Source organism: Pseudomonas sp. P1_A1, assembly GCF_056406935.1.
This window is the reverse complement of sequence record NZ_JBFTZE010000025.1, coordinates 39,098-58,856: the sequence shown is the minus strand read 5'-3', so window position 1 is coordinate 58,856 and position 19,759 is coordinate 39,098. Positions and strand designations below refer to the sequence as shown.

Here is a 19,759-nt window from a genome sequence, read left to right as displayed (position 1 = left end):
GGCGCTCACATTCATAGCGAGGCCCTGACCACCAATGGACAATCAACCGGCTGGGCTCCCTCTACCTCCAGGCTTTCGATCAGGTGCCGGGCAGCCTGGCGACCGATCTCGTAGTACGGCAGTTGCACCGTGGTCAGCGGCGGGATGAACAGTTCAGCGATACCGATCATGTTGTCGTAGCCGAGCACCGCGACATCGCCGGGAATTTTCAGGCCACGGCCCAACAACAGCTGATAGGCACAAAACGCGATGCGGTCGTTGCCACAGATCAGAATGTCGAATTGCGGACGACCCCCAATGATGTGCCGGTCGAGGATGGCTGCGGTTTCGCCGTAGGCGTCATGGTCGGAAAGGTCGTATTGCAGGAGCGCGTCAGGCGCCAGTCCGAATGCTTGACAGGCGCGCAGCAGGCCTTCTTGTCGCAGCCCCCAGGCCAGGCTCTGCTTTGGCAGATTGATGCACAGTGGGCGCCGATAGCCTTGGCTCAACGCGTGATGCACGGCTCGATACTGACCTGTTTCGTCATCCGGCACATAGCTGACCAGGCGACTGTCATCGGCCAGGCAATTGGCGAGTACCAGCGGTTTGCTCTTCAAGCGCTCGGGAATGCTGACGTGGCGAAAACCCATGGCGCTGACGATCAACCCGTCGGGGCGGTGCGACAGCATCAGGTCGATGTTCTGGTCAGTGGGTGGGTTGCTCAACAGGTTAAGGATAAAGACATTCCAGCCGGCCTGCTGCGCTGTCTGTTCGATGGACAGCAGCAGCTCCACTGCGAACGGTGTGGTCGCGGTGTCCAGCGCGAACACACCGATGGTGCGCGACTGGAGGTTGTCGCCGCGCATCTTGCGCGCCGACAGGCTCGGTACGAATTGCAGTTCATCAATGGCGCGACGCACCCGCTGAAGGGTTTCGGGGCTCAGTTTTTCCGGGTTATTGAGCGCTCGAGAAACCGTCRTCAGGGACACGCCGGCCAGTTGTGCAACGTCTTTCACTGAAGTCATGCGAGGCGAGGCCGGTCAGGTTGACGCAGAATCATGACACAGGGCTCGGGTTTCTCGCGACTCGAATGACGCCGCTCACAGCCATCCCGAGGCCAGAGGCCACGCTCTTGGAATGCGCACGCGCCCGCCACCGCCGCTTGCCACAAGCTTCACCCCCAGACTGTCGGGCTGCGGATAGAGGCGGCTGCTGAGGCTGAAGCCCCCGTTTTCGTCGAACACCTCGATGGACGAGCGATCGAGGAACACACGCAGCGCCAGCCGCTCCTGTGTCGGGTCTATCGGCACACTGCGCTGGCCGGTAACTTGCGCACCCGAGCGGCTGCGGTCCAGCACCAGACGCTGCAGCGCCACATCGTAGTAGAGCAAGGTTTCTTCATCATCATCGTCACTGCAGCGCAAGGCGATGCCCAGGTGGCCGTCGGTGCAACCGAGCAGATCCAGATGCACATGGATTTCCAGCAGGTCGCCATTCACTTCCGGCACCCGCCGGGCCCCTGAACCGTCCCACCAGGACGTACCCGGCAATGGCGCCTGGCGTAGAGCGGTGAGCTCCCGGGCCGGATACACGCAAAGGCGATCGTCATGCAGTTCCAGTTCGCGTGGCAAACCGAGCATGCCGCACCAGTGATGGGCCTGGCTCGGCATCGGGCTTTCCCACATGTCGAGCCACGCCCACACCAGGCGCCGACCATCGGCGGCCACCAGCGTTTGCGCGGCATAGAAATCGTGCCCGTTATCCAGCTCGATAAAAGGCCCGCCGGTAAAGTGCCATTGGCTGTCGAGGCGGCCCACTCGATAACCGGTCTGGTATTTGTTGAGCCGTTCGTAACCCTGGGGTTGCATGCCCTGAGGGGAGTACAGCAGCACGTCGCGCCCGTTCAGGCGAAACAGATCCGGGCACTCCCACATGTAGCCATCGCCTTCGCTGCCGCTGGCTACATAATCGAGGAACTCCCAGGTGTGCAGATCGGTGGAACGGTACAGCGGCAGCAGCGGTTGATCGCCCAGACGTGCGCCGGCAATCAGGTACCAATAGTCGTCCTCTTGCCAGACCTTGGGGTCACGAAAGTGCATGATCGTGTCTTGCGGCGCGGTGTCGATGACGGCGCCATGTTTGACGAAACGGATGCCGTCGACACTGGTGGCCAGGCACTGGACTTGACGAATTGCGCTTTCGTCACCCACGTCCTTCAGCCAGGTGTGCCCGGTGTAGATCAGTGCCAGGGTATCCCCACACACCACCGCGCTACCGGAAAAACAACCGTGGCGGTCGAAGTCATCGCCGGGCGCCAGGGCAATGGGCAGATGCTGCCAATGGACCAGGTCGGCACTCTTGGCATGCCCCCAATACATCGGGCCCCACTTCGCGTCAAAGGGGTGGTGTTGATAGAAAACGTGATACTCGCCACGGAAGTACACCACGCCGTTAGGGTCGTTCATCCAGCCTGTCGGGGGGGCAAGGTGATAACCGGGGCGGTAATCGTGGATGACCCGAGACAGGCCGTCACTCAGCGCTCGCTGCGCAAGGTCAAGGGAGTCAGGCATTGGATCGCTCAGGGTATTCAAAGACAAAGTCATAGGGCGCCTGCTCGTACCGAGCGCAGAGGGACGGTTTCAATGGCGTGCGGGTGGCGCTTCAAGGCCGTGCCGTCGGCGTCGAACAGGTGCAGGTTGGCGATGTCCAGCTGCAGCTCGACCCGGTCGCCCGCCTGCCATCCGGCGTGAACCTCACAACGACAGATCAGTGGCTCGTCCTGACCTGTTTCGAGGTGCACATAGGTTTCGCTGCCCAGGTATTCGACCGCGGTCACGACAATGCCGGCGGTTCCTTCCGCCGCCTTGAGCGACACGTGCTCCGGGCGAATGCCCAGGCTCAGCAGCGTGCCCGCCGCCAGGTTCGAGCTGTTGAAGGGCAGGGACGTCATCCCCAGCACGGGGCTGTCGACCAGGCTGGTTTCACCTGGCGCCTGCAAGCGCGCCGGCAGAAAATTCATTCTGGGTGAGCCGAGAAAACCGGCGACAAAGCGACTGGCCGGGCGCTCATAGAGTTCGCGCGGTGAGCCGACCTGTTCGACGCGACCGCCATTGAGCACGACAATTTTGTCGGCCAGGGTCATCGCTTCCACCTGATCGTGGGTGACGTAGATCATGGTCGAGCCCAGCCGGGCATGCAGGCGGGCGATTTCGTTGCGCATCTGCACTCGCAAGGATGCATCCAGGTTGGAGAGCGGCTCGTCGAACAACAGAATGTCCGGTTCCCGCGCCATGGCTCTGCCCATGGCTACACGCTGACGTTGCCCGCCAGACAGTTCCTTTGGCTTGCGTTGCAGCAGTTTGTCCAATTGCAGGATTTGCGCGGTTTTCAGCACCCGCTCGCGCAGGCTGCTCTTTTCAGTCTTGGCCAGCTTCAGGCCAAAACTGATGTTGTCGTAGACGCTCATGTGCGGGTACAGCGCATAAGACTGAAACACCATGCCGACGCCACGCTCGCGCGGCTCCAGGTCGTTGACCCGGCGCCCGTCGATCAGCAGGTCGCCGGCGCAGATCGAATCCAGTCCGGCGATCAGGCGCAGCAGGGTCGACTTTCCACAGCCCGAAGGGCCGACGAACACCACGAACTCACCCGCCGCGATCTCCAGGTTGACGTCGCGCAGAATCCGCGCGCCGCCCAATTGTTTGTTCACGTTATCCAGTTTCAACTTGATCACGATGCTGTTCCTTGTAGTTGTCGGGCATCAACCCTTTAACGCGCCGGTAGTGAGGCCGGAAACGATTCGGCGCTGGAAGATCAGCACCAGAATCACCAGTGGGACGGTGACCAGCACCGATGCGGCCATCAACAACCCCCAAGGCAACTCATGGGGACTGCCGCCGGAAATCAGGGCGATGGCCACTGGCACCGTGCGTTGGGTGTCGGTGAGGGTGAAGGTCAGGGCAAACAGGAACTCATTCCACGCCGCGATGAAAGCCAGCAAACCCGTGGTGACCAGTGCGGGCCAGAGCAGCGGCAACAGCACCCGGGTCAGCGTGATCCAGGGTGAAGCGCCATCCATGATTGCCGCTTCTTCCAGTTCGTGGGGCAGTTGGCCCATGAACGTGGTCAGCACCCAGACGGTGAAGGGCAGGGTGAAAATCGTGTAGCTGAGGATCAACGCCCAGGAAGTGTTGTACAGGCCCAAGGCACGGATCACCTCGAACAGCCCCGACAGCACCGCGACCTGGGGGAACATCGATACGCCAAGGACCAGCATCAACACCGTGCCACGCCCACGGAATTTCACCCGGCCCAAGGCATAAGCGGCGGTCAGGCTGAGGAACAGCGCCAGCGTCACCACGCTAAGTGCAACCACCAGTGAATTACCGATAGCCCGCAGGAATGAGGCTTGGTTGAGCACCGCCGCGTAATTGGAGAAGTCGGGGTTTTTGATCCAGTAGCTCACCTCGAACAAGGCGCTGGAAGGCTTCAGCGACGTGACGATGGCGTAGTAGAAAGGGAACACCGCATACAGCAGCAACACCCCGATCAGGCACCAGAACCCGAGGCGCAACAGTGCTTTTTTCAATAGGCGCGGGCTCATGACCGAACCTCCAGTTGACGGCGTCCGAGGTAGAGATAAAGCATGGCGATCACTGCGACGACCAGAAACAGCAGGGTCGAGGCGGCGCTGCCGTAACCGACGTCCTGGAACTCCACCAGGTGTTGGCGGGCATAGACCGACATGCTCATGGTGCTCGACGAGTTCGAGGTCAGCACATAGATCACGTCGAACACCCGCAGGGAATCGAGGATGCGGAAGATCGCCGCCACCAGCAATGCGGGCATCAGCAGTGGCAGTGTGACCCGCCAGAACACCTTCAGTGGATGAATGCCATCGACCCTGGCGGCTTCGTAGCAATCGCTCGGCAACATCTGCAAGGCCGCGAGCATCAGCAGGGTGACAAACGGCACGGTTTTCCAGACGTCGACGAGGATCACCGCCCACATCGACAGGTCCGCATCCGCCGTCCAGGCCAGGGGCGCGTCAATCAGACCGAGGCTGAGCATCAGGTGATTGATGATGCCGAACTGGTCGTTGAGCATCCACGACCAGATCTTCGCCGAGACAATGGTCGGAATCGCCCACGGAATCAGAATCAACGCTCTCACCAGGGAACGGCCGGTGAACTTGATGTTCAGCAGCAACGCCACCAGCAGCCCCAGCACAACTTCCAGCCCCACCGACACCGCGGTGAAATGCAAGGTGTTGCGCACCGCGTTCCACCATTGCGGATCGACCAGGATGCCCGACCAGCTGGAACCGTTGTGGAACAGATAATTGCTCAGGCCAACGAAGGTGCCACCAGCGGTATCCGACAGGCTGGCGTCGGTCAGGCTGAACCAGAATGTCCGCAGCAACGGCCAGGCCGCTACCAGGGCCAGACACAGCAACATCGGCGTCAGAAATAGCCAGGCAGCGCGCACTCGGCGACGCTGTACCGGCGTTTCCCTGGTGAGCAGGAGCTCGTCACAGGGAGCATGGGCAATAGAGACAGACATGGTGATTTTCTTCCTTGTGGCTTACCAGTTCCGGTGTTTGATGCGCGTGAGTTCGCCTTCCAGTTCGGTCAGCGCCTGATCGACCGGCAACTCGCCGGCCAGCACGCCATGCACTTGATCGAAGAACGCATTGGAAACCCGTGGATAACGAGCGGCGGTGATTGAAGCCGGGCGCATGACGCCATCGTTGAGAATGCTGTGCAGCTGACTGTAATAAGGCATGGCCGCGAGTAGCTCGGGATCCTGGTAAAGCGACTCGATCACCGGGTTATAGGCGCCAATCAACGCACGACGTTTTTGCTGTTGGGCACTGCTCAGGTAGCTCACCAGTTCGGCGGCAAGCTTCGGGTTGGCGCTGTAACGCGACACCGCCAAACCCCAACCGCCGAGGGTGGAGGCATGGGTGCCGCTGTTGCCGCCGCGGGGCAGGGGAGCGACGCCGACCTTGTCTTTTACCGCACTGTCCTTGCTTTGCACCAAGGCCCAGACATAAGGCCAGTTACGCATGAACAGCGCATTGCCCGACTGGAATACGCCGCGTCCTTCTTCCTCGGTGTAATTGAGCACGCCACGCGGGGAGATGTCGCCTACCCAGCTTTTTGCCAGGGTCAACGCCGCTCTTGAGGCCTGGCTGTTGACCACGATGTCGCCTCGTGGATTGACCAGCCCGCCGTCCGGTTGGCTGCTGATCCATTCCAGTGCATTACACGTCAGGCCTTCGTAGGCACGCCCTTGAAAGATGTACCCCCATGCGTTGGCGTTGCCGGCATTGCGCTCGGCCTGTTGTACATCCTTGGCGGTAGCGGTCATTTCCTCCCAGGTCTGGGGGACTTGCTTGTTGTATTTCTCGAGCAAGTCCTTGCGGTAATACAGCAGGCCCGAGTCGGTGAACCACGGCATCGTCACCAGCCGTCCGTTCACCGTGGCGTTGTCCACCTGTGCCTGGAAGTAGCCTTGAGTCGCGTCGGTGGGCAGCACCTCGCGCAGATCCAACAGATGTTTGGCCAACATCCCCGGCCACACCATGTCGATTTGAATGATGTCGATGTCGCTGGACTGCGCACTGAGGATCTGTTGGTAGAACGACAAGCGCTCGGTTGCCGAATTAGGCGTGGACACCACCTCGACGTGATTGCCGGTCTGTTTCGACCACGCCTCGACGGCCTCCTTGCACAGTTGTAATTCCGCGCCCACCGCACCGCAGGAAATCGTCAGATTGGCTGCGCTGGAGAGGGATGGAAGCCCGGCGCAAAGGGCAAGCAGTGCTGCTGGAAAGAGTGATTTGAGCTGTTTCATAAAGCCCTCTTTATTTTTGTTTTTAGAAAAGTTAACGTTAACATCGCCAAATGTAGCAGCGTATTTGCGATGAGGCATCCTTTTTTTCGTAGATTTTGACAATTAACAATTCACGAAAAAAAGGTCGGTCGCAGGACAAAAAATAAAAACAAAACAGGAAATCCCCCATGCAGAAAGCATCAAGCTGGCTACTCGCAGGCGTACTCGGCACCTCGGCGGCCACCGCTCAGGCCGCGACTCTGGAAGAACGCATGGCCGCGTTTGAAGCCCGTGCCAGCGCTGCGGAAAAACGTGCAGCCGCCGCCGAACAACAAACCCAGGCGCTCGCCAGGGAATTGCAGCAGCTCAAACAGTCCACTCCTGCCTTGCAGCCTGCTGCGTCCACTGCGACCGCCACTGCGTCGCCCAGTTTGGATACGCGGTTGGCAAAACTCGAAGCCCGTCAGCAAAGCATGGAGAAGGAGGGCAGTACCGGGCACCTCACCGACGGGTTCAGCTTCAAGGGCTACGCCCGCTCCGGATTGCTGATCAACGATGGCCTGGGTGGTGGGCGTGGCGGTCCTTATACGACGCCTGCCGGTTCAGTCGGTGGTGCAGTCGGGCGACTGGGTAATGAAGACGATACTTACATGCGTATAGACCTGTCGAAAGAAGCCTATGCGCAGAACGGCACCCATTCCAAATTCACGGTTTCCATCGCCGATGGAGTGGAAAGCTCCAATGACTGGACGGCCGCCGAAAGTAACCTGAATGTGCGCCAGGTATTTACGGAACTCGATCATCTCGCCGCATTCAAGGGCAATTCGACGTTCGAGAACGCCACCCTGTGGGCAGGCAAGCGATTCGACAGGGACAACTTCGATATCCATTGGCTGGACTCGGACGTCGTCTTTCTGGCCGGCACCGGGGGTGGCATCTACGATGTGCAGATGAACAAGGATTGGCGTTCCAATTACTCGTTGATCGGGCGTAACTACGGGGATTTCAGTGAGGGCGGTGTCAATGCCGATGTGGAAAGCTACATCCTCACCTCCAACCAGTTCTTCGATAATGGTCAGTGGCAGTGGATGTTCAATGGTATTGGCTCAAAGAAAAACGACTTTAGCACTCGCACCAATGAAGCGGGCCTGAAGCCTGCGGACTCCGGCTTGCACAGCATGGTGGCCAACCACCAGAAAAACTTTTTCGGCAGGGAAGGCTTCTTCAAGACGGCGCTGCTCTACGGGCAAGGGTTGGGGGCCGAGGTCAAGAACATTGGCTCGGACGGCGAACTGATCGAAGACGCCCGTGCGCTGCGCCTGGCGCTGTACGGCGAGACACCGATTGCACCCCACTGGCGCATCGGTCCAAGTCTGCTGGCCGAACAAAGCAAGGATCGGTACGTCAAGGGAGACGACTACCGCTGGATGACCCTGAACATGCGGTTGGCTAATGAAATCAACAGCAATTTCGAGATGGCCTACGAAATGAGCTGGCAAACCATGAACCTCGACCCCAAGGGCTACCTGCAACGTAATGCGGTGGACGGTAACTTCTGGAAATTCACCATCGCCCCGACCTTCAAACCCGACGTTGGAGACCTGCTCACACGCCCCGAATTGCGCGTATTCGCCAGCTTCATGAACTGGTCTTCGGACCTGGACCGATACAGCTCCACAGACAACTTCGGCAAGACGGACTTCAACGCCGGCGGTGTGTGGCAATACGGGATACAGATGGAAACCTGGTTTTAACAGCCGGGGCTTGCTCCCACATTTATTCGATGCCGTTCACCAATACTGTGATCGATGCAAGTCCATTGTGCTGTCCGGTGGCCAACGTTCATTGAGCGGGGCCGCCGGATGAAACCGTGGTCAGCCCCTGCCAGGCATGTCGATGCCATGTTGATGCACCCGTCGATACAGCGTTGCCCGGGAAATGCCCAAAGCCTTGGCCGCGGGGGTGGGTTTCCAGCGATGACGCACGAGGGCATCGATGAGTGCCTCGCGTTCCGGACTGGCGCAGCGTTCCACGGTGTCAGCTGAAGCCGGATCGTTGAGTCGATGGCCGGGCAGATGCTCAGGCAAGTCACTCAACAGAATCAAGTGGGTCTCGCACACCGCGCAGGCGTAACGCAGCACGTACCGCAGTTCGCGCACATTACCTGGCCAGCGATAGCCGAGCAGGCATTCCAGTGCGGCGCTTCCCAGTTGCATCGCTGTCGCGCAGGCCGATGATTCTTCTTCGAGTATCCGGTTGATCAATGCCAGTCGATCACTGCGTTCGCGCAACGGCGGCAATTGGAATCGCGCACCACTGAGGCGGAAGTACAGGTCCTCGCGAAACTCGCCAGAGGCGACCAGGGCCTCCAGATCGCGGTGGCTGGCGCAGACGACCTGAATGTCTATCGCTTTGCTTCGTGACGCTCCCAGGGGCGCCACTTCGCCCTCGGCTAAAACCCGCAGTAGCCGGGTTTGCAGGGTCAGGGGCATATCGCCGATTTCATCGAGAAACAGGGTGCCGCCATCGGCCTGTTCCAGCAGACCTTGCATGCCTTTATTCGAAGCTCCGGTGAAGGCGCCGGCCGCATAACCAAACAGCTCGCTTTCGATCAGGTTTTCGGGAATCGCTGCGCAGTTCACCGCAATAAAAGGTCGATCACGGCGCAGACTGGCCTGGTGCAGCTGGCGGGCGAAGACTTCCTTGCCGGAACCGGTTTCGCCGTGAATCAGCACCGGCAGATTACGGTCTTTGACCCGAACCGCAAGGCGCAAACTTTCTTCCAGTCGCGGGTCGAGTTCGGCGGGTGACAGTACCCGACGAGCCGGGCTGCGTTTCACCTGCCGTGGCGCGCTGAGTCTCCCATGCAAGACATGGCGGCCACCCCGGCAGTGAAACAGGCAGAGCGATTCGTCCCTGGCGCGATGCAATAGTTGCTGATCGAACACTTGGCCGATGTGTTCCGGCAGTTGACCAACGCTTTGCCACAGCCACTGCCGCGCCGCGGGGTTGAGTGCCTGCAGTTGCCCGTCGTCGTCCCAGGCAAGCAGGTAATCGGGTTGGCTGTCGACGTAGCCCGGGCTGTTGTGGGCCCGCAGCACCCAGTAACCCTGGGCACTGTTCATGAAAAACGCTTGTTCTATTTCCCGTGCGCTCTGCACCACCAGCTGCCGGATCAGATGCTGCGAACGACGGTCGTCCGGCGAACGCACCGCAGACACATCGAGCACCCCGAGCAGTTCGCCCCGAGGGTCGAAGACCGGAGCGGCGGAGCAGGTGAGTCCGATAAAAGCCGCGCGGAAGTGATCCCGCTTGTGCACCGTGACCGGTGTTCGTGCGGTCAGCACCGCGGCCACCCCGCAGGTGCCTTCCTCACCTTCTGACCAGCAGGTGCCCAGGTACAGGCCTGCTTTGCGGCAGTCATTACGGATGGAGGTTTCCACGCGATAGTCGATGGTCTGGCCCTGGGCGTCGGTGAGCAACACGCAGTAGTCGGCATCGCGCACGCGACCGTGGAGCCGGGCGACTTCTTCGCTGGCGATGCGCAGGAACAGTTCGGAGCGTTCTCGACACTCCTGCAACACGTTCTGGGACAGGATCCGCGGCCCTTGTAATGAGCCAGGGTCCAGATGGTGCTGCTCCATGGAGCGGCGCCAGGAATCCAGGATCAAATCCGGCACCGGTAGTTGCGGCAGATACGCTGCGTTCTTCAAAACACGACTGACGCAATCCACATGCGCCTTCGAGTGTGCGGAAAGCATTTAAGGCCTCCGGTTCGATCTTCTTTTAGTTGTGCGGGCTATTAAGCGCCGTTCACCGACGGTCGACAAGCATCGGTTCACCCCACGGCGAAGCTGAGACGCGACGTCTCAAGGTCTCACCATGAACCCGTGCAAGCTGACATGGGACGTCTCAAACGAGCGAGATCCCAGCCCTTGAAAATGCAGTCAAGACCGCTCTGGGTCGGGCTTTCTGGCGATTTTTTGCGAACCTGGCACCGGCCTTGCTCTAACCCCGGCAACCAGCACGACTGGCAACCCGATAATAACAAGAGGTGCCCTATGTCCTCCTGCCGAGGCTTTTACTCTGCCGTACCCGTGGTGGCGACATGAGTCGCTTGTCCCTGACCGTCGGCATCATTGCCAATCCGGCGTCCGGCCGGGACGTAAGGCGTCTGACGGCGAATGCCGGGCTGTTTTCCAGCACTGACAAGGTCTCGGTGATCCAACGGCTGCTGGCGGCTTTTGGCGCCACGGGTGTCGAGCGCGTACTGATGCCCACCGACATGACCGGCATCGCGGCGGCGGTGAAGAAGAACAGCCATGGCCGCCAGGCGCGTGACAGCCACTGGCCAACCCTGGAGTTCCTGGAACTGACCTTGCGCCAGAGCGTGGCGGACACTCGCCAGGCCGCGCGCTGGATGGCTGAACGCGGCGTCTCGCTGATTGCCGTGCTCGGCGGTGACGGCACCCACAAAGCGGTGGCTGCCGAAGTCGGCGACATTCCATTGCTGACCCTGTCGACGGGGACCAACAATGCCTTTCCAGAACTGCGTGAGGCCACCAGCGCCGGGCTGGCCGGCGGGCTATTCGCCAGCGGGCGGGTTGCCCCCGAAATCGCTTTGCGCCGCAATAAACGCCTGCTGGTGCGGATTCCACGCCGTGACCTCTGCGAAGTGGCGCTGGTGGACGTGGCGGTGTCCTCGCTGCCCTTCATCGGCGCCCGTGCAATCAGCCGTGGGGTCGATCTGGCGGAGGTGTTTGTAACCTTCGCGGAACCTCAGTCCATTGGCATTTCCGCCCTCTGCGGCTTGTGGTTTCCGGTCTCGCGCCAAGCCCCCAACGGCGCCTGGATGCGCCTTGATCCGCAATCGTCCGAAGCCTTGCTGGTGCCCCTGGCGCCCGGCCTGTTGCAAGGCTGCGGCGTACTCGCGGCCGCCAGCCTTGAACCCGGTGTTGCCCATCGCCTGTGCCTGAGCAGCGGCACCCTGGCCCTGGATGGCGAACGGGAAATCGAATTCAACGCCCATGACTTGCCCACCGTGACCCTCGATGCCGGCGGCCCGCTGAGTATCGATGTCAATGCGGCACTGGCCTATGCCGCGCAAGAGCGGCTGCTGGCCATCGGTCGTGAACACCCGCAACACCCTTTGAACCTTGCACTTTGAAACTTGAGCCTCAAGACACCCTGGAGAATAAAAATGTCGACACAGCTGACTGCTGATCAATTGCTGCATGCCTATCGGGTGATGCGCACCATCCGCGTCTTTGAAGAGCGCCTGCACGTGGAGTTCGCCACCGGCGAGATTCCCGGTTTCGTCCATCTTTATGCCGGTGAAGAGGCCTCGGCCGCCGGTGTCATGGCTCACCTGAGAGATGACGACTGCATCGCCTCCAACCACCGTGGCCACGGTCATTGCATCGCCAAGGGCGTTGATGTGCACGGGATGATGGCCGAAATCTACGGTAAGAAAACCGGCGTCTGTCAGGGCAAGGGCGGCTCCATGCACATCGCCGATTTCGAGAAAGGCATGCTCGGTGCCAATGGCATCGTCGGTGCCGGTGCACCGCTGGTGGTAGGGGCGGCCCTGGCCGCCAGGCTCAAGGGAACCGATGGCGTCGCCGTGGCGTTTTTCGGCGACGGCGGTTCCAACGAAGGCGCCGTGTTCGAAGCGATGAACATGGCCTCGGTGTGGAACCTGCCGTGCCTGTTCATTGCCGAGAACAACGGTTACGCCGAGGCCACGGCGTCCAACTGGTCAGTGGCCTGCGATCTCATCGCCGACCGCGCAGCCGGTTTCGGCATGCCTGGGGTCACCGTCGACGGCTTCGATTTTTTCGCCGTTCACGAAGCCGCCGGTGCCGCGGTGGCGCGCGCCCGAGCCGGTGAAGGACCGTCGTTGATCGAGGTCAAGTTGACCCGCTACTACGGTCACTTTGAAGGCGACGCCCAGACCTATCGGGCACCGGACGAGGTCAAGTATTTCCGCGAACACAACGACTGCTTGATGCAGTTTCGCGAGCGCACCACCCGGACCGGTTTGATCGATGCCAGCCAGTTGGACCAGATCGATGGCGAAGTGGACCTGTTGATCGAAAATGCCGTGCGCAAGGCCAAGTCCGACCCCAAGCCAAGCGCCGCCGACCTGCTCACCGACGTCTACGTTTCCTATCCCTGAACGCCCCCTATAACAAGAATCGAGACCTTTATCATGGCGAGAAAAATCAGTTATCAGCAGGCAATCAACGAAGCCCTGGCCCAGGAAATGCGTCGCGACCCCAGCGTGTTCATCATGGGGGAAGACGTCGCCGGCGGTGCCGGTGCTCCCGGGGAAAACGACGCCTGGGGCGGGGTATTGGGCGTGACCAAGGGCCTCTACCACCAATTCCCCGGCCGCGTGCTGGACACGCCGCTGTCGGAGTTGGGTTATGTCGGTGCCGCGGTAGGCGCAGCGACCTGTGGCGTGCGACCAGTGTGTGAATTGATGTTCGTCGACTTCGCCGGTTGCTGCCTGGACCAGATCCTCAATCAGGCGGCCAAGTTTCGCTACATGTTCGGGGGCAAGGCTTCCACCCCGTTGGTGATTCGCACCATGGTCGGCGCGGGCCTGCGGGCCGCCGCCCAACACTCGCAAATGCTCACGTCGCTGTGGACCCACATCCCCGGCCTGAAAGTTGTCTGCCCGTCATCCCCTTATGACGCCAAGGGCCTGTTGATCCAGGCCATCCGCGACAACGATCCGGTCATCTTCTGCGAACACAAACTGCTCTACAGCATGCAGGGCGAGGTGCCGGAAGAGCTCTATACCATCCCGTTCGGCGAGGCCAACTTCCTGCGCGACGGCAAGGACGTGACCCTGGTCTCCTATGGGCGCACGGTCAATACGGCGATGGATGCAGCCCGCAATCTGGCAGGGCGAGGCATTGACTGCGAGGTCATCGACCTGCGCACCACCAGCCCGCTGGACGAAGACAGCATTCTGGAAAGCGTGGAAAAGACCGGGCGCCTGGTGGTGATCGACGAAGCCAACCCGCGCTGTTCCATGGCCACCGACATCTCGGCCCTGGTGGCGCAAAAAGCGTTCGCCTCGCTCAAGGCGCCCATCGAGATGGTCACCGCGCCGCACACGCCGGTGCCGTTCTCCGACTCTCTGGAAGACCTCTATATCCCCGACGCGGCGAAGATCGAAAACGCCGTGCTCAAGCTGATCGAGTGGAGCAAGCGTTCATGAGCCAGATCCATACCCTGACCATGCCCAAGTGGGGCTTGTCCATGACCGAAGGCCGGGTCGATGTCTGGCTCAAGGAGGAGGGCCAGGCGATCGCCAAGGGCGATGAAGTGCTCGACGTAGAAACCGACAAAATTTCCAGCAGCGTCGAAGCGCCGTTTTCCGGTGTGCTGCGCCGTCAGATCGCGCGCCAGGACGAAACCCTCTCGGTCGGTGCGTTGCTCGGCATTGTGGTCGACGGCGAAGCCAGCGAGGCCGAGATCGATGCGGTGATCGAGCAGTTCCAGGCCGCGTTCGTGCCAGGTGACGGTGCCGAGGAAGACAGTGGGCCGAAGCCGCAGAAGGTCGAACTGGACGGGCGACTGATCCGTTACTTCGAGCGCGGCGAAGGCGGGGTGCCGTTGGTGCTGGTGCACGGGTTCGGCGGTGACCTGAATAACTGGATGTTCAATCATGAAGCATTGGCCGCCGGGCGCCGGGTGATAGCTCTGGATCTGCCGGGCCATGGCGAGTCGAGCAAACAGTTGGAACACGGAGATCTGGATGAGTTGAGCGGGGTGCTGCTGGCTCTGCTCGATCATCTTGATGTTCCGGTGGCGCATCTGGTGGGGCATTCCATGGGCGGGGCGGTGTCGCTGAACACCGCGCGCCTGGCTCCCCAGCGGGTGCGTTCCCTGAGCTTGATCGGCAGCGCCGGCCTGGGCGCGGAAATCAACGGCGATTACCTGCAAGGTTTTGTCGAGGCGGCCAGCCGCAATGCCCTCAAGCCACAGTTGGTGCAACTGTTCTCCGATCCCGAACTGGTCAATCGGCAGATGCTCGAAGACATGCTCAAGTACAAGCGTCTGGAAGGGGTGGATGCGGCCCTGCGCCTGCTGGTTTCGGGGCTGTTCAAAGAAGGACGGCAACAGCTCGATCTGCGCGGCGTGGTGCAAGAAAACCGGCAACCGGTGTTGCTGATCTGGGGCAGTGACGACGCGATCATTCCTGCGACCCACAGCGCTGGCCTGGCTGCTCAGGTCGAAATCCTGCCGGGTCAGGCGCACATGGTGCAGATGGAAGCGGCCGAGCAGGTCAATCGGCTGATTCTGGACTTTGTCCAACAACACTGATGCCTCCCTTGGCGGCCGGCCATTTGCCGGGCGCCAAGGCCAACGATTTCAAGGAGATTCCAACATGAGCCTTCCAATTGATCCGACCCGCAGCATGCGTGCCGCTGTCTGGCATGGTCGTCACGACATCCGCGTCGAAGATGTGCCGTTGCCCGTCTCGCCACCGGCGGGCTGGGTGCAGATTCGCGTGCAATGGTGCGGTATTTGCGGCTCCGACTTGCATGAGTACGTCGCCGGGCCAGTGTTCATTCCGGTGGATGCGCCGCACCCGCTGACCGGCATCAAGGGGCAGTGCATTCTCGGTCATGAGTTCTGTGGCGAGATCGTCGAAATCGGCGCCGGGGTCCAGGGGTTCAGTGTGGGCGAACCGGTGGCCGCCGATGCCTGTCAGCACTGTGGCACTTGTTATTACTGCACCCATGGGCTGTACAACATTTGCGAGAACCTGGCGTTCACCGGGCTGATGAACAATGGCGCGTTCGCCGAGTTGGTCAACGTGCCGGCCAACCTGCTTTACAAGTTGCCGGCCAACTTTCCCGCCGAAGCCGGGGCGCTGATCGAACCGCTGGCAGTGGGCATGCACGCGGTGAAAAAGGCCGGGAGTTTGCTGGGGAAAAATGTGGTGGTGGTTGGCGCTGGAACCATCGGCCTGTGCACCATCATGTGCGCCAAGGCGGCTGGCGCGGCCCAGGTCATTGCTCTGGAAATGTCGGGAGCGCGCAAGGCCAAGGCCCAGGAGGTGGGGGCGAGCCATGTGCTGGCCCCCAATGAGTGTGACGCGTTGGCTGAGGTGCGGCGGCTGACCGGCGGGCTGGGGGCGGATGTCAGTTTCGAATGCATCGGCAACAAACACACCGCCAAGCTCGCCATCGACCTCATCCGCAAGGCGGGCACGTGTGTATTGGTGGGCATCTTCGAGGAGCCCAGCGAGTTCAATTTCTTCGAGCTGGTCGCCACCGAAAAACAGCTGCTGGGTGCACTCGCCTATAACGGGGAGTTCGCAGATGTCATCGCCTTTATCGCCGACGGCCGGCTGGACATCACGCCGCTGATAACCGGGCGCATTCAGCTGGAACAGATCGTCGGGCAGGGCTTTGAGCAATTGGTTAACAACAAGGAGCACAACGTGAAAATCATCGTGTCACCCGCTCGAATCTGAGGCGTCTGCAAGAGAGCGATTGATGATGGCCCAGCCTGCATAAAACCACTTAAGTGAACCCCTTGCTTTGATTACCGTGGATTTCATCGCAAGGATCGCTTCATGAAAAAAGAAACATTCAAGGTAAACATCCCGGCCAACGCGGCTGCTTGCGAGCAGCTGCGTCGGCTATCTGGATTGCAATCTGACTTTTTTCACCTGCGTAAATTCGACAGAGCATGCGTCGCGACGATGGATGTTTTTGGGTCGATGTTAAAAAATGTTATTTTAAAAAAATACTTCACATAATCTGTTCATTGGTGGATTATCTGCTCAACTAGTGTCAAGCAGCTCGTAGCTGCCATTGTGTTGGGCGTTCCGCTGGCCATGCCGCGGGTGCTCATCTCTACATCGCGGCCCGCCGCCTGCGCTTTGTCGGCGTGGAACAGGCCGTTGCTTCCCTCAGGAGTACCCCATGAATAACAAGAATGTCGGTGTTGTCGGTCTGGGCGCGATGGGGTTGGGCATTGCCCGCTCACTGTTGCGCAGTGGTTTCAATGTGCATGCCTGTGATGTGCGTGCGCAGGTGACTGAACAGTTTGCCGGGGAGGGCGGTGTGGCGTGCTCTTCGCCCGCGCAAATGGCCGCGGCGTGCGACGTGATCATTACCGTGGTGGTGAACGCCGAGCAGACCGAAACCGTATTGTTTGGCGAGGGTGGTGCCGTCGCTGCGTTGCGCCCTGGCAGCCTGGTGATCGGTTGCGCCACCGTGGCCCCGACCTACGCTGTCGACCTGGGTCAGCGCCTGACCGCCCAGGGCTTGCTGTATCTGGACGCCCCGATCTCCGGTGGCGCAGCCAAGGCGGCTGCCGGTGAAATGACCATGATGACGTCCGGCCCGGCCGACGCTTACGCCAAGGCCGAAGCCGTCCTGGCAGGCATGGCCGGCAAGGTCTATCGCCTGGGCGACAGCCATGGCCTGGGCTCCAAGGTCAAGATCATCAACCAGCTGCTCGCCGGGGTGCACATCGCTGCGTCTGCCGAAGCCATGGCGCTGGGCCTGCGTGAAGGGGTCGATGCCGACGCGCTTTATGAAGTGATCACCCACAGCGCCGGCAATTCCTGGATGTTCGAAAACCGCGTGCCGCACATTCTCAAGGCTGACTACACGCCGTTGTCCGCAGTGGATATTTTCGTCAAGGACCTGGGCCTGGTGCTGGATACCGCGCGGGCCAGCAAATTCCCGCTGCCGCTGTCGGCCACTGCCCACCAGATGTTCATGCAGGCTTCCAGTGCCGGCTTCGGGCGTGAGGATGATTCTGCGGTGATCAAGATTTTCCCCGGCATCGAGTTGCCGACTGCCAAGACCGAGCCGGTTTGAGGAACGCACCATGAGCACAACCCCTGCACGCCCATTGCTGGGCTGCATCGCCGACGATTTCACCGGTGCCACGGACCTGGCCAACATGCTGGTGCGCGGCGGTATGCGCACCGTGCAAAGCATCGGCATTCCGAGCAGCGAAGTGGCGGCCGGGCTCGATGCCGATGCGATCGTCATCGCCCTCAAGTCACGCACCATTCCAGTCGCCGAAGCGGTCGAGCAGTCCCTCGCCGCGCTGGCCTGGCTGCGTGACCAAGGCTGCGAGCAGATTTTCTTCAAGTACTGCTCGACGTTCGATTCCACCGCGGCCGGCAATATCGGCCAGGTCAGCGAAGCACTGCTGGCGGCGCTGGGCAGCGATTTCACCCTGGCCTGCCCAGCGTTCCCGGAGAATGGCCGGACAATCTTTCGCGGTCACTTGTTCGTGCAGGATCAACTGCTCAGCGAGTCGGGTATGCAGCATCACCCGCTGACGCCGATGACCGATGCCAACCTGGTGCGGGTGCTGCAATCGCAGACCCGTCTGAACGTCGGCCTGTTGCGCTACGACACCATTGCCCAAGGCGCCGAAAAGGTACGCGGACGCATCGCCGAACTGCGGGCTCAAGGTGTCGGCATGGCGGTTGCCGATGCCTTGTCGGACCAGGATCTGTACACCCTCGGCACCGCCTGTGCCGACTTGCCGTTGCTGACTGGTGGTTCGGGGCTGGCCCTGGGCTTGCCGGAAAACTTCCGTCGCGCCGGTAAATTGCGCGACCTCGATGCCTCGAAACTCCCGGCGGTGGCCGGCGGTGAAGTGGTGTTGGCCGGCAGCGCTTCGATCGCCACCAATGGCCAGGTCGCGGCCTGGCTCGAAGCCGGTCGACCCGCGTTGCGGATCGATCCTTTGGCCCTGGCGGCTGGCGAACCAGTGGTTGCCCAAGCCCTGGCCTTCGCCAAGGGCAATGCACAAACGGTATTGATCTACGCCACCAGCGCACCGGACGAGGTCAAGGCAGTGCAACAGCAGCTCGGCGTCGAGCAGGCCGGCAGTCTAGTGGAAAACGCATTTGGCGAAATTGCCCAAGGCTTGCGTCAAAGCGGCGTGCGGCGCTTCGTGATCGCCGGCGGTGAAACTTCGGGCGCGGTGGTTCAGGCGCTGGGTGTGCAACTGCTGCAGATCGGCGCGCAGATCGATCCGGGTGTGCCGGCAACCGTCAGCAGCACCGATGAGCCTCTGGCGCTGGCGCTCAAATCGGGCAACTTCGGTGGTCGGGATTTCTTCAGCAAAGCGCTGAAGCAACTGGCCCAGACCGGAGGTGCGCAATGAGTAATGAAAACGCCCTGCGCGAAGAAATCTGCGACGTAGGCCGCAGCCTGTATGAGCGCGGTTACACCGTCGGCAGCGCCGGCAATATCAGCGCACGGCTGGATGACGGCTGGCTGATCACGCCGACTGACGTGTGCCTGGGCCGCCTCGACCCGGCGACCATCGCCAAAGTCAATCTGGCTGGCGAGTGGGTGTCCGGTGACAAGCCTTCGAAGACCCTGGCGTTGCATCGCCAGGTCTACGACCGCAACCCGAGTGTCGGTGGCGTGGTGCATACCCATTCCACTCATCTGGTGGCGTTGACCCTGGCGGGAGTCTGGCAGCCGAATGACATCCTGCCGCCACTGACGCCGTATCAGGTGATGAAAGTCGGGCATATCCCGTTGATCAGCTACCAGCGTCCCGGCTCGCCAAAGGTTGCCGAACAGGTCGCACAACTGGCCAACAGCGTTCGCGGCGTGATGCTCGAACGGCTGGGGCCGGTGGTCTGGGAGAGTTCGGTGTCCAGAGCCAGTTACGCCTTGGAAGAACTCGAAGAAACCGCGCGGCTGTGGCTGATGAGCAATCCCAAGCCCGAACCGCTCGATCAGGCAGCACTGGACGAGCTGCGAGCAGCCTTCGGCGTGCACTGGTAGTGCGCTGAAGTGTTTTAAAACGATAGAACACGAAAGACCGATAAAGCAGGCCCTGTTCGGGAGACGTGCAGCGACTCCCACGACCCCGGCTTGCCTGAAAAATACAATAACAAGAGGACATCCAGGCATGACTCACCTTC

At 60.9% G+C, this 19,759-nt stretch carries 17 protein-coding genes; 10 read left to right on the top strand and 7 right to left on the bottom strand.

Going from position 1 to position 19,759, the window contains the following annotated elements; genetic code table 11:
• Positions 1 to 11: 11 nt before the first annotated feature.
• The 6 genes from AC1D2Q_RS27140 to AC1D2Q_RS27115 form a co-directional block, all read right to left on the bottom strand.
• Complete coding sequence (locus tag AC1D2Q_RS27140; RefSeq protein ID WP_477815207.1) at positions 12 to 1,004, bottom strand: LacI family DNA-binding transcriptional regulator; 993 nt, start codon at positions 1,002 to 1,004, stop codon at positions 12 to 14.
• Between the two features lie 75 nt (positions 1,005 to 1,079).
• Positions 1,080 to 2,582 carry a glycoside hydrolase family 32 protein gene (locus AC1D2Q_RS27135; RefSeq protein WP_477815206.1) on the bottom strand — a complete coding sequence of 501 codons (1,503 nt, stop codon included), beginning with the start codon at positions 2,580 to 2,582 and terminating at the stop codon, positions 1,080 to 1,082.
• Positions 2,579 to 3,712: an ABC transporter ATP-binding protein gene (locus tag AC1D2Q_RS27130; protein WP_477815205.1), complete on the bottom strand. Its 1,134-nt coding sequence runs from the start codon at positions 3,710 to 3,712 to the stop codon at positions 2,579 to 2,581. Before AC1D2Q_RS27130 ends, AC1D2Q_RS27135 begins: the two co-directional genes overlap by 4 nt.
• A 27-nt stretch (positions 3,713 to 3,739) precedes the next feature.
• Positions 3,740 to 4,582, bottom strand: coding sequence for a carbohydrate ABC transporter permease (locus AC1D2Q_RS27125; RefSeq protein WP_477815204.1), 843 nt, complete (start codon positions 4,580 to 4,582; stop codon positions 3,740 to 3,742).
• The gene (locus AC1D2Q_RS27120; protein ID WP_477815203.1) at positions 4,579 to 5,541 is read right to left on the bottom strand and encodes a carbohydrate ABC transporter permease; all 963 of its coding nucleotides are present in this window, start codon (positions 5,539 to 5,541) and stop codon (positions 4,579 to 4,581) included. The genes AC1D2Q_RS27125 and AC1D2Q_RS27120 overlap by 4 nt, the downstream gene beginning before the upstream one ends.
• A gap of 21 nt (positions 5,542 to 5,562) precedes the next feature.
• Positions 5,563 to 6,837, bottom strand: coding sequence for an ABC transporter substrate-binding protein (locus AC1D2Q_RS27115; protein ID WP_477815202.1), 1,275 nt, complete (start codon positions 6,835 to 6,837; stop codon positions 5,563 to 5,565).
• 167 nt (positions 6,838 to 7,004) lie between these two features.
• Here AC1D2Q_RS27115 and AC1D2Q_RS27110 point away from each other — a divergent pair, with 167 nt between their 5' ends.
• Complete coding sequence (locus tag AC1D2Q_RS27110; protein WP_477815201.1) at positions 7,005 to 8,570, top strand: carbohydrate porin; 1,566 nt, start codon at positions 7,005 to 7,007, stop codon at positions 8,568 to 8,570.
• 120 nt (positions 8,571 to 8,690) lie between these two features.
• Here AC1D2Q_RS27110 and AC1D2Q_RS27105 read toward each other — a convergent pair whose 3' ends face one another.
• Entirely contained in the window at positions 8,691 to 10,577 is a 1,887-nt protein-coding gene (locus AC1D2Q_RS27105; protein ID WP_477815200.1) for a sigma-54-dependent Fis family transcriptional regulator, read from the bottom strand.
• A gap of 347 nt (positions 10,578 to 10,924) precedes the next feature.
• Between AC1D2Q_RS27105 and AC1D2Q_RS27100 the strand changes: the two genes are divergently transcribed.
• From AC1D2Q_RS27100 to otnC, 9 genes are all read left to right on the top strand, one after another.
• Positions 10,925 to 11,983 (top strand): ATP-NAD kinase family protein, encoded by a 1,059-nt coding sequence (locus AC1D2Q_RS27100; RefSeq protein WP_477815199.1) that lies wholly within the window; start codon positions 10,925 to 10,927, stop codon positions 11,981 to 11,983.
• 33 nt (positions 11,984 to 12,016) lie between these two features.
• Positions 12,017 to 12,994, top strand: coding sequence for a thiamine pyrophosphate-dependent dehydrogenase E1 component subunit alpha (locus tag AC1D2Q_RS27095; RefSeq protein WP_477815198.1), 978 nt, complete (start codon positions 12,017 to 12,019; stop codon positions 12,992 to 12,994).
• Between the two features lie 33 nt (positions 12,995 to 13,027).
• Positions 13,028 to 14,047, top strand: a complete 1,020-nt coding sequence (locus AC1D2Q_RS27090) for an alpha-ketoacid dehydrogenase subunit beta (protein ID WP_477815197.1) — start codon at positions 13,028 to 13,030, stop codon at positions 14,045 to 14,047.
• Positions 14,044 to 15,156 (top strand): acetoin dehydrogenase dihydrolipoyllysine-residue acetyltransferase subunit, encoded by a 1,113-nt coding sequence (locus tag AC1D2Q_RS27085; protein ID WP_477815196.1) that lies wholly within the window; start codon positions 14,044 to 14,046, stop codon positions 15,154 to 15,156. Before AC1D2Q_RS27090 ends, AC1D2Q_RS27085 begins: the two co-directional genes overlap by 4 nt.
• Positions 15,157 to 15,250: 94 nt before the next feature.
• Positions 15,251 to 16,315, top strand: a complete 1,065-nt coding sequence (locus AC1D2Q_RS27080) for a 2,3-butanediol dehydrogenase (RefSeq protein ID WP_477815229.1) — start codon at positions 15,251 to 15,253, stop codon at positions 16,313 to 16,315.
• 102 nt (positions 16,316 to 16,417) lie between these two features.
• Positions 16,418 to 16,603: a hypothetical protein gene (locus tag AC1D2Q_RS27075; protein WP_477815195.1), complete on the top strand. Its 186-nt coding sequence runs from the start codon at positions 16,418 to 16,420 to the stop codon at positions 16,601 to 16,603.
• Between the two features lie 166 nt (positions 16,604 to 16,769).
• Positions 16,770 to 17,675 carry an L-threonate dehydrogenase gene (gene ltnD / locus AC1D2Q_RS27070; protein ID WP_018928932.1) on the top strand — a complete coding sequence of 302 codons (906 nt, stop codon included), beginning with the start codon at positions 16,770 to 16,772 and terminating at the stop codon, positions 17,673 to 17,675.
• Between the two features lie 10 nt (positions 17,676 to 17,685).
• Complete coding sequence (gene otnK / locus AC1D2Q_RS27065; RefSeq protein ID WP_305409106.1) at positions 17,686 to 18,984, top strand: 3-oxo-tetronate kinase; 1,299 nt, start codon at positions 17,686 to 17,688, stop codon at positions 18,982 to 18,984.
• Positions 18,981 to 19,619: a 3-oxo-tetronate 4-phosphate decarboxylase gene (gene otnC / locus AC1D2Q_RS27060; RefSeq protein WP_007941469.1), complete on the top strand. Its 639-nt coding sequence runs from the start codon at positions 18,981 to 18,983 to the stop codon at positions 19,617 to 19,619. The genes otnK and otnC overlap by 4 nt, the downstream gene beginning before the upstream one ends.
• Positions 19,620 to 19,759 lie beyond the last annotated feature (140 nt).